The sequence below is a fragment of the Nostoc sp. genome, assembly GCF_054880495.1.
This window is the reverse complement of sequence record NZ_JBTYKD010000411.1, coordinates 1-14,056: the sequence shown is the minus strand read 5'-3', so window position 1 is coordinate 14,056 and position 14,056 is coordinate 1. Positions and strand designations below refer to the sequence as shown.

14 protein-coding genes, 1 tRNA gene and 2 pseudogenes are annotated in these 14,056 nt (G+C 43.5%); 12 read left to right on the top strand and 5 right to left on the bottom strand.

The features are described 5' to 3' along the window. Positions 1 to 191: 191 nt before the first annotated feature. Both ACYTXL_RS34350 and ACYTXL_RS34345 read left to right on the top strand, forming a co-directional pair. Positions 192 to 1,106: a COX15/CtaA family protein gene (locus ACYTXL_RS34350; protein WP_461928486.1), complete on the top strand. Its 915-nt coding sequence runs from the start codon at positions 192 to 194 to the stop codon at positions 1,104 to 1,106. Positions 1,107 to 1,347: 241 nt separating this feature from the next. Then, positions 1,348 to 2,304: a heme o synthase gene (locus ACYTXL_RS34345; protein WP_461928485.1), complete on the top strand. Its 957-nt coding sequence runs from the start codon at positions 1,348 to 1,350 to the stop codon at positions 2,302 to 2,304. Between the two features lie 183 nt (positions 2,305 to 2,487). On the opposite strand, the gene ACYTXL_RS34340 is transcribed toward ACYTXL_RS34345, so the two are convergent. Beyond that, positions 2,488 to 2,682: a hypothetical protein gene (locus tag ACYTXL_RS34340; protein WP_461928484.1), complete on the bottom strand. Its 195-nt coding sequence runs from the start codon at positions 2,680 to 2,682 to the stop codon at positions 2,488 to 2,490. A gap of 7 nt (positions 2,683 to 2,689) precedes the next feature. Here ACYTXL_RS34340 and ACYTXL_RS34335 point away from each other — a divergent pair, with 7 nt between their 5' ends. The 3 genes from ACYTXL_RS34335 to ACYTXL_RS34325 are packed head-to-tail and all read left to right on the top strand — an operon-like array spanning position 2,690 to position 3,562. Next, positions 2,690 to 2,839, top strand: a complete 150-nt coding sequence (locus ACYTXL_RS34335) for a hypothetical protein (protein ID WP_461928483.1) — start codon at positions 2,690 to 2,692, stop codon at positions 2,837 to 2,839. 11 nt (positions 2,840 to 2,850) lie between these two features. Beyond that, complete coding sequence (locus ACYTXL_RS34330) at positions 2,851 to 3,054, top strand: hypothetical protein (RefSeq protein ID WP_461928482.1); 204 nt, start codon at positions 2,851 to 2,853, stop codon at positions 3,052 to 3,054. A 43-nt stretch (positions 3,055 to 3,097) separates the two neighbouring features. Then, entirely contained in the window at positions 3,098 to 3,562 is a 465-nt protein-coding gene (locus ACYTXL_RS34325) for a hypothetical protein (RefSeq protein WP_461928481.1), read from the top strand. Here ACYTXL_RS34325 and ACYTXL_RS34320 read toward each other — a convergent pair. Beyond that, positions 3,559 to 3,789 (bottom strand): annotated as a pseudogene (locus tag ACYTXL_RS34320) (GUN4 domain-containing protein); the annotation flags it as partial. The gene ACYTXL_RS34325 and the pseudogene ACYTXL_RS34320 sit on opposite strands and share 4 nt — an antisense overlap. Positions 3,790 to 3,898: 109 nt before the next feature. Between ACYTXL_RS34320 and ACYTXL_RS34315 the strand changes: the two are divergent. Then, on the top strand, positions 3,899 to 4,774 hold the full coding sequence (locus ACYTXL_RS34315; RefSeq protein ID WP_461928480.1) for an MBL fold metallo-hydrolase: 876 nt from the start codon (positions 3,899 to 3,901) through the stop codon (positions 4,772 to 4,774). A 285-nt stretch (positions 4,775 to 5,059) separates the two neighbouring features. Here ACYTXL_RS34315 and ACYTXL_RS34310 read toward each other — a convergent pair whose 3' ends face one another. Together ACYTXL_RS34310 and ACYTXL_RS34305 are read right to left on the bottom strand one after the other, a co-directional pair. Beyond that, positions 5,060 to 5,665 carry a hypothetical protein gene (locus ACYTXL_RS34310; protein ID WP_461928479.1) on the bottom strand — a complete coding sequence of 202 codons (606 nt, stop codon included), beginning with the start codon at positions 5,663 to 5,665 and terminating at the stop codon, positions 5,060 to 5,062. A gap of 208 nt (positions 5,666 to 5,873) precedes the next feature. Beyond that, positions 5,874 to 8,180, bottom strand: a complete 2,307-nt coding sequence (locus ACYTXL_RS34305) for an IMS domain-containing protein (RefSeq protein WP_461928478.1) — start codon at positions 8,178 to 8,180, stop codon at positions 5,874 to 5,876. 1,038 nt (positions 8,181 to 9,218) lie between these two features. Here ACYTXL_RS34305 and pdhA point away from each other — a divergent pair. The 6 genes from pdhA to fba all read left to right on the top strand — a co-directional run bounded on the left by pdhA (position 9,219) and on the right by fba (position 13,722). Next, positions 9,219 to 10,253, top strand: a complete 1,035-nt coding sequence (gene pdhA / locus ACYTXL_RS34300; protein ID WP_461928477.1) for a pyruvate dehydrogenase (acetyl-transferring) E1 component subunit alpha — start codon at positions 9,219 to 9,221, stop codon at positions 10,251 to 10,253. Between the two features lie 74 nt (positions 10,254 to 10,327). After that, on the top strand, positions 10,328 to 11,197 hold the full coding sequence (locus tag ACYTXL_RS34295) for an aldose epimerase family protein (RefSeq protein ID WP_461928476.1): 870 nt from the start codon (positions 10,328 to 10,330) through the stop codon (positions 11,195 to 11,197). Positions 11,198 to 11,259: 62 nt separating this feature from the next. Then, positions 11,260 to 11,331 (top strand) — tRNA-Lys (locus ACYTXL_RS34290). Between the two features lie 167 nt (positions 11,332 to 11,498). After that, positions 11,499 to 11,993, top strand: a complete 495-nt coding sequence (locus tag ACYTXL_RS34285) for a hypothetical protein (RefSeq protein ID WP_461928475.1) — start codon at positions 11,499 to 11,501, stop codon at positions 11,991 to 11,993. A gap of 227 nt (positions 11,994 to 12,220) precedes the next feature. Further along, positions 12,221 to 12,376 (top strand): hypothetical protein, encoded by a 156-nt coding sequence (locus ACYTXL_RS34280; RefSeq protein ID WP_461928474.1) that lies wholly within the window; start codon positions 12,221 to 12,223, stop codon positions 12,374 to 12,376. A gap of 266 nt (positions 12,377 to 12,642) precedes the next feature. Then, positions 12,643 to 13,722: a class II fructose-bisphosphate aldolase gene (gene fba, locus ACYTXL_RS34275; protein ID WP_461928473.1), complete on the top strand. Its 1,080-nt coding sequence runs from the start codon at positions 12,643 to 12,645 to the stop codon at positions 13,720 to 13,722. 244 nt (positions 13,723 to 13,966) lie between these two features. Here fba and ACYTXL_RS34270 read toward each other — a convergent pair. Beyond that, positions 13,967 to 14,056, bottom strand: a pseudogene (locus ACYTXL_RS34270) (carbon-nitrogen hydrolase family protein); the annotation flags it as partial.

Here is a 14,056-nt window from a genome sequence, read left to right as displayed (position 1 = left end):
TTCTCATAAATCGATTTCTGACATCTTGAAAAATACTTAAAGCTTCAGGCAAAACGTAGCTGGAGTGATTGAAAGTATAAGTGAGTGCCAATCTATAAACCTTTAGCCTATACGCTAGGGTGAAGATGGAACGCTAAAAGAAAATTGAAAATTTTAACAGATCCACCAAGAGCGGGCAGAAGGTATCGTTGATGAGCGAATTTGTCCTACAACAACAAAATGAAGCGGCGCTTCAGCAGCAAAAGCCCAAGGAAATGATTCGGCGCTTGGTGTGGAAAATGTGCATAGCCACCTTAATTTTGATGGCAATAGGCAGTGCCACCCGCGTCATGAATGCTGGACTTGCTTGCCCAGACTGGCCATTATGCTATGGCGAACTCGTGCCAGCCAAGCAAATGAATTTCCAAGTGTTTTTGGAATGGTTTCACAGATTGGATGCAGCTTTAATTGGTGTAAGCGCGATCGCACTCTTCGGTTTATCCTGGTGGCATCGTCGTTTCTTACCCTCTTGGCTACCTTGGACATCCACATTCGCCCTATTTTTAATCGTCTTCCAAGGCATTTTGGGGGGACTCACCGTCACCCAACTGTTGCGGTTTGATATCGTTACCGCCCACTTAGGAACGGCACTGTTGTTTTTTTCCACCCTGCTGATTATCGGCACGGCACTCACACCCTACAAGGGGACTGGAACCGTTGGGAAGTTACCTTGGGTAGGTTTAACTGCGGCTGTTCTGGTTTATTTGCAAAGTCTGCTCGGTGCTTTGGTAGGCTCTCGTTGGGCGCTACACCAATGCCTCGGCGGTTCTCAACTTTGTAGTGTAATGTACAGCCATATTGCTGGTTTAGTGCCGCCAACAATGGCAACCTTGGCGATGGTATTTATCTGTTGGCGGACACCAGCACTACATGCAGCTTTGCGACGACTGGCAAATATGGCTGGTGCGTTGTTGATCTTACAAATCTTGTTGGGAGTCGCCACTTACAAATTACATCTTCAAGTCGAGCCTCTCACCGTCTCTCACCAAGCTATAGGAGCTACTTTGCTGGGTACTTTGGTGGCTTTCACAGTTCTAGCACTGCGTGACTCAGTGAGTGCTGAGTAGGGAGTGGGGCATTGGGCATTGGGCATTGGTTCTTCTCCCTAATCTTCCCCTGCTTCCCCATTACCCCTTATCCCCAGAGGGGGGCCCCACCTTCCCCACTCCCCACTAAATAATGAAAGCCGCAACGGCGAGTATTGCGAGCCACGCAGGTGCAGAAAATCTGTGTTTTCGTTCGACTGAAAGAGCCAGCTTGAGCGGGGGCTGCATATAAGTTGTTGAAAAATAAGGAACCAAAGTCAAAATGATTGAGACTAATGTCTCTCGCCACCACGAAACATTTTTACAGGTAATTCAAAGTTACTACCAGCTAACAAAGCCGCGGATTATTCCGTTACTTTTGATTACTACGGCTGGGAGTATGTGGATTGCGGCTAAAGGAGAAGTAGACCTCTTGCTGTTGCTAGTAACTCTCACTGGTGGCACCTTGGCGGCTGCAAGCGCCCAGACGATTAACTGTGTCTATGACCGGGATATTGATTATGACATGGAGCGGACGCGTCATCGACCGATACCTTCGGGTAAGGTGCAGCCACGCGATGCTTTAATTTTTGCGATCGCACTGGCAACAATTTCTTTTACACTCCTAGCAGTATTTGCCAACCTGTTAGCCGCCCTATTAGCCTTCTCTGGCATTGTCTTTTACATTTTGGTCTACACCCACTGGCTGAAACGCCACACTACCCAAAATATCGTTGTTGGTGGGGCGGCTGGGGCAATTCCGGCGTTAGTGGGTTGGGCTGCTGTCACAGGTACATTAAGCTGGTCAGCGTGGTTAATTTTTGCTATCGTCTTTTTGTGGACACCACCCCATTTCTGGGCTTTAGCTCTGATGATTCGGGATGATTACGCAAAGGTTGGGATACCAATGCTACCTGTGGTTGAAGGTGATACGGCAACCGTGAAGCAGATTTGGTACTATACGCTGCTTACCGTAGTTGCAACCGGGTTATTGGTTTATCCCTTGGGCGCGAGTGGAATTCTTTATGCTGCGATCGCCCTAATTTTGGGAGGATTATTTATCTACAAATCTTGGCGATTGTTGCAAAATCCAGAGGATCGCACTGTCGCTAAAGAGTTGTTTCTCTATTCCATCTCCTACATGATGCTGTTGTGTGTGGGGATGGTAGTTGATAGTCTTCCCGTTACCCATAATCTAATTAATGCGGTGATCAATCAGCTGCATCTCATAATCGGCTAATTCTTAGCTGGGGATTTAAGCCAAAAGAAATCGGGTTTGGGAAAAACCCGGTTTCTCAAAGATGCGTAGGCGTAACCCAACCTAGGTATCGTTCTTGTTTTGCTACTTCTAAAGTTTTATACTGATAAATACAGCATATTGAGCTTGTCCTAAGCCGCCAATAACGTAGACAAACCTAGACTTCTATTGACAACCATCTACACCTTTAATTAGCTCATCAACAAACTCTCTAAGGCGTTCTTGCCAATCAGGAACGGCTTTTAGTTTGTCCTTAACTCCTGGTAAAACCTTAAAGCATACGGGGTCTTTATCGAACGGGTGATCGCTCGTAAAACCTAGTTCATGGCTCGGTTTAATTGGTGGCGCTCTACTCTGCATCGCTGGATTGACAGGCAGTGTGCTGGTTTTCTGGCACCAAATTGATCACATTGTGCTGGCACAAAGGTTTGGTCACATCATCCCAGGGGTCGAGCGAGTTTCAATTCCCGCGATCGCAGACACTCTGAAAATTGACTGCAAGGTGATGTTTTTCTGATTGAACAAAAAATGCCACTAAAGCAGAGGTATCCACCAAAACTTGAGCCATCAAAATCCCTGATAGAGGACATTATTAACCTGTTCGGCATGATTGGTGGCCCTTTCTGGATGGAAAGCTTCGGACAATGGGCTGAACTAGGAGAAGCTAATCTGCCAGAACAAAGTGTCGTAAATGGTTCTCAAATTTTTACAGTTTGTCTTCTGTTACCATGATAAATGAGAGCAAGAAGCCTGACTATTGAACGGGTGAACTGACATGACACCTGAACGCGAACTGAGAGTCGAAATCGCAAGAAACATCATTGATGAATGTGAAGTCCTGTTTAGCGCCCAGGCGTGGAAGTTCTATCAGCGCTCTGGTCGGGGCTACCTGTATCTCCACAAAGTCGTGAATATCCAGCATTCTGGTGGCAACGACTTTTCAATCACAGAAAGTCCATCAGCGATTGGGAGCAAGGTTCATTATGTGGCGCAAAGAAGTGAACCCTGGAAGATGATGACCCTCTCGCAAGCGGCGAAAGAACAATCGATCGAATATGTCCAACTCTTTAATGTGATTGACACCTATAAGCCCAAGGAAGAGTATGTGGTAATTGTGGGGTTTAATTACGGTTCTGATGCTTCAGAATACTGGTTTTTAAGACGACCAGAATTGCCGCCAATGAAAGCGTACACGGCGGTTCGCCATCGTCCGCAGGAATTTGGAGTGGATTCACTCTAAGGGCGAAACAACGGTTCAATATCCCCAGAACCAAACATCAATTTTCTTGCCTCTCCACCCCAAAAAGTAGGAAATGCCCCACAAGGAGCATTTATACTAAACAGTAGTTCAGAATATTGTTTCCAGTGATTGTTGATACGCCAACCGATGCGATCGCCTACTTTAATTCAATCACAGCCTAATTTTAACCAAATTTGTCTTTGGACACTAAAGCCAAAACGCCCGTTGCTATACTTTACTAACCTTCAGGAGTGTACAGTCTCAAATTACTTTTGCTAGCGTAGTGATATAGAGTTTATCGCTCCCCAGTAAGCGCCTGGAAGCAAAAGGATTAATATGGCTCATTTAAATCAGCGTCGATCGCAAAATGTCAACGGCGATTTTTATGTAGATAGTACCTGTATTGATTGTGATACCTGTCGCTGGATGACTCCTGAAGTGTTTTCTCGTGTTGATGAACAATCGGTGGTTTATCATCAACCAACGAGTCAGGCCCAAAGATTAGCAGCGCTTGAAGCACTTTTAGCTTGTCCTACTAGTTCTATTGGCACAGTTGAGAAACCAAAAGATATCAAAGTTGCTCAACAACAGTTTCCAATATTAGTAGCAGAAAATGTTTATCATTGCGGCTATCATTCGGAAAAATCTTACGGCGCTGCTAGCTATTTAATTCAACTTCCAGAAGGTAACATTTTGGTGGATTCTCCCCGCTATACGCCGCCTTTAGTCAAGCGTTTAGAAGAACTGGGGTCAATTCGTTATATGTATCTAACTCATAAGGATGATGTAGCAGATCATCAAAAGTTTGCCGAGCATTTTCAGTGCGATCGCATCCTCCACGTTGATGATATTTCTGCCGATACTCGCAATGTGGAAATACAGCCAACTGGTTCCGAACCATTTCCTTTGACTCCAGATTTATTAATTATCCCAGTTCCTGGTCACACCAAAGGACAAACTGTTCTAGTTTATAAAAATAAGTTTCTGTTCACTGGCGACCATCTCGCTTGGTCAGAAAGCTTGCACCAACTGGTTGCATTCCACGGTGCCTGCTGGTATTCTTGGTCAGAACAGACTAAATCAATGCGTAACTTGGCTAACTACTCTTTCGAGTGGGTACTACCAGGTCATGGGCGAAGGTTTCATGCTGATCGGGAAACCATGCGCCAGCAGATGCACAAATGTATTGAGTTCATGGAATCTTTGAATTGACAACCCTAGTCTTTGAAGATCGCCCAACCCTCCTTAAAAAGGGGACTTTGATTCCGCTTCCCCCCTTTTTTAAGTCGGGTTAGGGGGGATCTTCGAGTTTGAAAACAGTCTCTAGCCGCTTCTCCACTTCTGAAACTGTCTTTGCACATCGCGTTATTTTAAAGTTGAAGAAATGGTATAGCGTTTCCTAATTACATAAGGTACATCATAGCCCCCTCCTCGCTTGCTCTTAGGGGGTTGGGGGTGGGGTTCTTGTACCTCACTCAACCGATAACTGCTATAAGCCTATTTGAGATTCAGAAGTTGAAGCAGATTTTGAAGTTTGAAATTATTCCAACTCAAAACTACTGAAGTTTCAATAGTTAAATCTCCTTGTTTAAGGTTAGTAATCAAAGCAGAACCATTTTCAAGACTATAGAAAAGGTCATCTAAAAGCTGCAATTGATTTCGAGGAAGAGTATAGTAAACCTGATTATTTTCAATTCTAACCTCTTTTGGTAAAGTTCCATTGGGAAGTTTACCTCCCAAAAATGTTGTCCAACCTGCAATCAGGTAACGGTAAACTATCGATTCAGTCTCAAACTGAGGGGGTTTCAATAAGCGAAGTTCTCCTTCAAGGTAATCTTCATGAAGAGTTATTTTCTCAGGAGTAAAATGTAATTTGACTTGAATTTTATTGTACTCTATTGTCGCAAGAAGTCCTTCCTCAGAGTGTGGTTCTAAGCTTTTTAATTGCTCAACTCTAGATTCGGCTTGTTGACAGAGAAATAAAACCATTTTTTTTGTCAAAGTCAACTGTTTAGCTCCTGAACTAAACATAATGTATTCTTCTAGACTTTTTTTTAGAAATTCTCTAGACTTCTGAAACGTTGCTGTAATTTTTCCAAACATAATGCTCTGCGAGAAATATTTAGGTTTCCATTTATAAGTATTCCCGTATAATTAGCTGGAATTATCACGTTCGGACGACGATTTTTTGAAGTTGGCTTTCCAAACCTATACAAGATTTATCTTGTTATATTGTTGACTTGTCAAATTCCTGAATTGTTAAAGCCTTCCAAGGTAACGGTTCAGCGCAGGAGGAAGTCGTAAACATTGCCTAAAAATTAAAACTTATCTGGTTGACAACAGATATACTCTGAATACGCCATTTACCTAGTTGTCGAATCAAATCATACCGAACTCGCAAATTCTCTTTAGAAGAGTTTTTAAATTGACCATTTTCATATAACTGCATCGTTTCCTTCACCGTAGCTTCTACTGCACCACGATCTGCAAATAAATCAATTTTCTCTACAGATTCCACCTTCAAGCTATGGTCGTACTTGCGGTAACGGTTGTCTGACCTATCCTGTTGAGCAATCAGCCGCCATTGAGACAAAGCTGAACCAGTTAAAATCTGATCTAAATTATTAATCTGATGATTCGTCCCTAAAGCTTCGGCTTTGGTAGATAGCCAAGTCCGAATGACTTCCTCTGCCATTGCATCTGTTAAAGGACCTTCTAGTGATTGTAGTTTACTGTTTGGATCAGGAATAGATATTGGTGGTTGATTTATTTGTATAAATAACTCTGAACCACGTATAGATGGTGTCGGGAAAAACAGATTTTTTAACCATCCAAAAGTTGTTGTGGCTAACACGCAGAAAACTAATATACTCACCAAAGAAATAAACACTCTCCATACCAGCCGTGTTTTACCTTCTATGGTGTTAGCAAAGGTTCGCCGCCGCCGAGGACGACGAGGACGATTATCTGGTACACGCTCTCGGCTAGCAGATTGAGTAGGTTTTCTCCGCCTACGCTTTTGATTATTACCGGGTGGAGCAGTCTTACCTGAACCGTTTAAATGCTGATTAGTGCTTCTACTCATGCGTTCGGCAGTAGGAACCTCGGATTTTACACTCTCAGATGAATTCCATCTCAGTGGTGATAAGTTTGAATATTCAGGTGTTTCTCTTGTTGGTGTTTCTGGCAAATCTAAGTCAGGTGTTCTGCTGTGATTAAATTTCCCTGAACTCCTAGTTGAATTGTTGGGGAAAGGGGGATTATTTCTCTGGGGCTGGGGAAAATACTGGGGGTTAATTATAGCCCATTCATTAGTTGTTTCTGCATCCGTTGGCAGTGCTTCTAAATAAGCTTGCACCTGTTGGTTAGCAAAGTAATCTTTTAGGAAAGCTTGCTGGTTTGCTAAATCTCGAAAATGTGGAAATACTTCGTGTTGCAACCACTGTTCTGTATATAGACACAGCCCTGGTAACAAATCTGGAGAGTCCTGAGATTTTTCCCGAATAAAAGCTAAAGCTTCGTACTCCTGACTAAGTTCTAAAACACGAGTTGCTTCTTCAGTCTGTCCCAAGAGTAACGCACATAGCGACTGTTCTAAATGTACATCTTGGCGCTTGCCCAGACGCATGAGCATTTGCCTTGCTTGACGAATTAAAGCAGGTTGACGTTGAGCAAATCCCCGTGCTATCAAGGCATAAACAGCTAAGTAAGTGGCAACAGCAGAAGGACGTTTGCTTTGGGCTTCAAATAACTTATGCTGCTCTGCGACTGTTAAGTGGTTGCGTAACTGCTGGATAAATCGCAGAAAGTCATCTATATTTAAACCAGAGTCATCATTGTTCGTGCCATCAATCCCACCACGATCTTCTAAGAGGTTTTGCAATAATTCCAAGCCTTGGCGTCGTTCGGCAGTCTTCTCTTGAGGTAGTGCCAGCAACTCCAAAATTCGGTATGGTCGCAATTTGTAAAGATCCGCCTGAATTTCCGCCTGTACACTAGAGAACAACCCTTCGCGGGCTAGCAGTTCTTGACCAGTTTCTAGGGAGATGGCAGCATTTTCATAGTGGCCTTGCTGCCACTGTTCCCGACCTAATTCTAGACAGGCAAAGGCAACAGTGAGAACAACATCGGGATGTTCAGCACTTTGATGTATTTCTTCGTCTGCTAAATTATGGCCTTTTCTTGCACTTGTAGCACTATTTTTATTTACCAGATAGGGACGACCTAGTTTGAGTACAAGTTCGTATTCACCCAACTCTTGCAAAATTAATAAAGCGCCAACTAATTCCTCTTGGGTAATTTCGATGCCCAGACTCTGGGTGTCAGTACCCCTTTTGGTACTTTCTGTGCGATTTTCCAGTGCTACTGCGGCAGCAGCAAGGTTATCAGGATCATAGGCGTGGGCAAGATAAAGCTGATCGTAAGTACTGCGTTGTTTTGGATCTGATAAAACCACGTAAGCTTCTTCTATTAGTTGTTTACGAGAAGAAATTGCAGCCTGAGAATACTCACGTCGTGGCAATTGGACAATGCGATCGCTATATGCCTGTAGCAATTGTTCATCACTTGCCGCTAACGGTAGTCCTAAAATTCGGTAGTAATCTAGCGGAATTCGCACAGCCTACTTCCCCTGCACCGTGATCAACATAATTCACCTAGAGCGTTCCAGGACTGTAAAACCGTGCCATAATGCCGTGTAAAATTTACTCTCTAAGTGTATATTGCAACAACTTGTTTTGTACCTTTACGAAATTTTGAGTCATGTTCTAGTACAAATTTTTTACTTTCGCCTAGAAAGCCTCACTCTTTTGTCTTAATTCTTAGTATTTTTGTTTAACACAACTATTATCAGCCTTCGATAGCACAAACCACAACCACCGCTTTTAGTGACGGCATAAATGTTGTGGCTGCAAGAATCTATTGATGATTGATTTTTTCGGGACTTTCCCAGTAGGCAGTCACTAAAATACCACTATTGGGGGTTGACTCTGATAACATGAGAAAAGAATCATATCATAATTAACATTTAATTACAATTACCTATTTGGGTATAGATATTTGGGTCTTTTTTTTAAATTGTTAATGGATATGCAGAAAGTAGTCTATCTTGATTGCTAGTCTATGAAAGGGAATAGTGAGAGAGAAAACCCAAAGCGGCAGATATTGCCTTCTTTGCGTCAAATTCTCACGGGGCATGGGCTGAAAAGTTAAAAATCAAAAATTAAAAATTTAGGTATTCCCTAAGACCTTTTTTGGTGCATAAATAAAGTTTGATTGTTGAGTCTTACAAACGCTAGCCTGTTAAAAGCTGAGTTGTTATCAGACCAACTTATTTAAGGAACAGGCGATCGCTGGTAGACAAAAGCAATAAATCCAAGCGGTGTTGTAGGAATAAAATCAAACTGCCTACCGAAGGTGGACGGCTGCGCGGGTTCTTCCTTGAGAAGATAAAGATCGCAAGACCAGAGACGCTGTGTAAGACTCAGACCGGATTTGGTTCCGGGTATTCAGCAATGAATACACAAGGGCAGAGCAACGGCCAATCAGACGCTACGCGTAGCGTCTTTAAAACAGAAGCCTACACTAATACGAAGTATAAAGTGTAGGTACTTGATGACGATAACTTTAAGTTGTACAACACGAATACTCAAAAATAATGGTTCAAGAGCGTACTTTACCCACATTTAATCCTGCTACTACGCACATTACTAAGGAAGAAGCCTTACGGTTGTATGAGGACATGGTTTTAGGGCGCTTGTTTGAAGACAAGTGCGCTGAAATGTACTATAGGGGAAAAATGTTTGGTTTTGTCCATTTGTACAACGGTCAAGAAGCCGTTTGCAGTGGTGTTGTGCAGTCAATGCGACCGGGTGAAGATTTCGTTTGTAGTACCTACCGCGACCACGTTCATGCTCTGAGTGCGGGTGTACCAGCAAAGGAGGTAATGGCAGAATTATTTGGCAAAGCCACAGGTTGCAGCAAAGGGCGTGGTGGTTCCATGCATATGTTTTCTGCCAAACATCGCTTGCTGGGTGGCTATGCTTTTGTGGCTGAGGGAATTCCTGTGGCGGCTGGAGCGGCTTTTCAAAGCAAATACCGCCGGGAAGTGCTAGGAGATAAAAATGCTGACCAAGTGACAGCTTGCTTTTTTGGCGACGGTGCAGCTAATAATGGTCAGTTTTTTGAGACACTAAATATGGCAGCCCTATGGAAACTGCCAATTCTGTTTGTAGTCGAAAATAATAAGTGGGCCATTGGTATGTCTCACGAGCGAGCGACTTCCCAACCAGAGATTTATAAAAAAGCCAGTGTATTTAACATGGTGGGCGTGGAAGTAGATGGCATGGATGTTCTAGCAGTACGAGCCGTGGCTCAAGAAGCTGTAGCCCGTGCCCGTGCAGGTGAAGGGCCAACATTAATTGAAGCACTTACCTACCGCTTCCGGGGTCACTCCTTGGCAGATCCTGATGAAATGCGAAGCAAGGCGGAGAAAGAATTTTGGTTCGCCCGTGACCCAATTAAGAAGTTAGCAGCTTATTTGCTGGAGCAAAATCTGGCGGATGAGGGAGAGATTAAAGCTATTGACCGTAAAATTCAGGATGTAATCGATGAGGCCGTTAAGTTCGCCGAAAGCAGCCCAGAACCAGACCCCAGCGAATTATATCGTTTCGTGTTTGCAGAAGACGAATAACTAAAGTTAGGAGTTAGGAGTTAACAATTCATAACTCCTAACTCCTAACTATCCCTATACCCAGGACTAAATTTGTGTTTAGCATTGCAGTTCAACAGCAACAATACAAGACCTACATTCTTTCTGACGAAGCCGCTGGTTCTCAATTGGAAGTCGTACCAGAACGCGGTGGTATCATCACCCGTTGGCGCATTCAAGGGCAAGAAATTTTCTACCTGGACACTGAACGCTTTACTCATCCTGATTTGAGCGTCAGAGGTGGGAATCCAATTTTGTTTCCTATTTGTGGCAATCTGCCAGATAATACCTATACTCATAATGGGCAACAGTATACTCTCAAACAACACGGTTTTGCCCGTGAATTACCGTGGTCAGTAACAGAACAAAAGACTGGAGATAAAGCTAGTCTGACTGTTGTTCTTAATAGCAACGAGCAAACTAAGGCAGTTTATCCTTTTGATTTTCAGCTGGCTTTCACCTACGAACTTCAAGGTAATACCTTAAAAGTCCGCCAGCAGTATAAAAACTTGTCATCCACACCAATGCCCTTTTCGGCTGGTTTCCATCCCTACTTTCTGTGTGGTGATAAAACTCAGCTAGAGCTTGAAATTCCCTCTAAGCAGTATCAAGACAATCAAACTAAGGAAATTCACTCTTTTGACGGCAATTTCGACTTTAACCGTGATGAAATTGATTTTGCCTTTGGACAGCTAACGAGTCAATCGGCTACTGCGATCGATCGCAGCCGTCAGTTAAAACTCACTTTGGATTATGATCATTTCTCTACCTGGCTGGTATTTTGGACAGTCAAAGGCAAAGAATTCTACTGTCTAGAACCGTGGAGTGCCACCCGTAACTCTCTCAATACTGGTGAAAACCTGACTGTGTTAGAACGAGGAGCCAGCTACACGTCATCTGTGGGGTTGACGGCAGATTTTTTCTAAATCGCTTTACATAATCTACAGATGTTTATGCTATGATGGCAAAGTTGCGAAATGCAGCGAAAGGGTCGCTAACTCAACGGTAGAGTACTCGGCTTTTAACCGATTAGTTCCGGGTTCGAATCCCGGGCGACCCATATAAAAGGAAAAAATTCTTGCAAAGTCTTTGAGGATAAAAGGCGAGGCTAGCTATATTGCTATCAAGAAAATTTGTGAATGCGATCGCTCTGGGGAATAAAAAATTTTCGGATGAGCGAAGCTAAAAGTCGAATTAGTTGACGTTTATTGCGGAGATACCGAAGATGTGACCGGTGCTGACGATTTTTATCTCGTCGGTGGTTTGGTAGGAGGAGGAATCACTAAGCCAATTCTGACAACTCCGATTAAAATCAATGATAAGCAAAAGAAATCTTTCAAACCAGACCAAGCCGTTTTATTTGAGGGCGAAATCCCACAAGGACAAAGCGTCAAAGGCGGACTAAAAGCTTACGACGAAGATGCTGGAAAAGACTGGGCTAAGTACGGTAACACAGTTCAAAAAATTAGTACGGCTATTTCAGGTGCTATAGCAGCAACAGGCCCACAAGGAGCTATTGCGGGAACGGTACTAAAAGCAGCTACAACCGGGGTAGGCATTCTCCATACTATTGATAAAGATGACTTACTCGGTTCTACCGAATTAGAAATTTCCTCCACAGGACCCTCCCGTGAAGAGCGAGCCTGGGTAATATCCAAAAAAGACGGTATAGGCTGGTCTACCTGGGACTACACACTTACCTATCGTATTACCCGTTCCTAGAGGACTGATTAATATCAGTACAATCGGCTGATCTCTTAGAGTGCGTTAGGAAGAAAGCTAACGCACCTTCTTAAGTATCTATGCAATGTTTACAATGGGCTACGCCTATGCTCTTTTTATAGCGTTTCTCAATCTAGTGAGGTACGTTTTTAAAGCTACTTGTTTTGATATAAAAGGTTCGTGTGTACTTCAGTAGCCTGAGAAACGCTATAATTGCAGTCAGTGCGATGTCTACGACGGGCTATGACGCTCGTTCGCCCTTGGCGTCTCCCAAGGGGAGACGCCAAGGGCGAACGCTTCGCTATCGGCATCGCGACTTGATGGTAAAATATTCAGAGGATTTGTCAAAACTTAATGCCTTAAGGTTGAAGCGATCGCTTTGAGATCACCATTTTGGATAGTGCGCTACCAAAACTAGTAGTTGTAGGGTAGCTAAATGTACAGCAATACAGAGCAAGTATGGGGCATAGTACAACAGTTGAGAGCGAGTATAGGTCATATTTATAGTAACTATGGTGTAAAGTTTTTCAACATAGACACACGACACTAGTTATAATTTCCTATAAGTTGAAAAAACTCTTAAGATTTAGCGTGATTATAACGCTTCTCTCATACCAACTAGCTAACAACCACATTAGGAGGACTATCTATGGCGCTTGTACCACTGCGGCTGCTGTTGGATCACGCAGCTGAAAACGGTTACGGCATCCCAGCTTTCAACGTTAACAATTTGGAGCAGATTCAGGCGATCTTGAAAGCTGCTGTCGAGACAGATAGCCCCGTAATTTTGCAAGCTTCACGCGGCGCTCGTGCTTATGCTGGAGAAAACTTTCTCCGCCACCTGATTTTGGCAGCCGTAGAAACCTATCCTCACATTCCCATTGTCATGCACCAAGATCATGGGAATGCTCCTGCTACTTGCTACTCAGCAATTAAGAACAACTTCACCAGCGTGATGATGGATGGTTCTTTAGAAGCTGATGCTAAAACCCCCGCTAGCTTCGAGTACAACGTTAATGTTACCCGCGAAGTTGTAAATGTAGCTCATGCTTTGGGTGTCAGCGTTGAAGGTGAACTCGGTTGTTTGGGTTCTCTAGAAACTGGTGCTGGTGAAGCTGAAGATGGTCACGGCTTTGAAGGTACACTTGACCACTCTCAACTATTAACTGACCCTGATGAAGCTGTTGACTTCGTAGAAGCAACCCAAGTAGATGCCTTGGCTGTTGCCATTGGCACAAGCCACGGTGCTTACAAGTTTACCCGCAAACCGACTGGCGAAATTTTAGCCATCAGCCGCATTGAAGAAATTCACCGCCGTTTGCCCAACACCCACTTGGTAATGCACGGTTCTTCTTCTGTACCTGAAGATTTGCTGGCACTGATTAACCAGTATGGTGGTGCAATTCCTGAAACCTACGGCGTACCTGTAGAAGAAATCCAAAAAGGCATTAAGAGCGGTGTACGTAAGGTAAATATTGACACCGATAACCGTTTAGCTATTACGGCTGCTGTACGTGAAGCTTTGGCTAAAAAACCAGAGGAGTTTGACCCCCGTCACTTCCTCAAGCCTTCTATTACATATATGCAGAGGGTTTGTGCTGAACGCTATCAGCAATTTGGCACGGCTGGCAATGCAAGCAAGATTAAGCAAGTTTCTTTGGAAGATTTTGCTGCTAAGTATGCGAAAGGTGAACTCAACGTTGTTACCAAGACAGCTGCTAAAGTTTAATTTTGACAGCAAATAAATAGTAGCACTGTGCTACTATACTTCTAAAAGACTGAGGATTCTTATATTGGCATAAACCGGGCGGTTACCCGGTTTTTTGTTTTATTCCCAGGTAATAGGCATGGGGCAATTCAATTTTGGATTTTGGATTGACGATAGCCGAGCGTCTTTTGGATTAAATTTCAATCTAAAATCCAAAATCTAAAATCTAAAATTCTTACTCCCTCATCTCCCTCATCCCGAGCGCCTAAAATACCCGATGTTGTAAAGAAGGCATTTGACGGCGGACTTGTTCGAGCCTAGTGGGGTTGATTTGGGCGATCGCAATTCCCGGTTT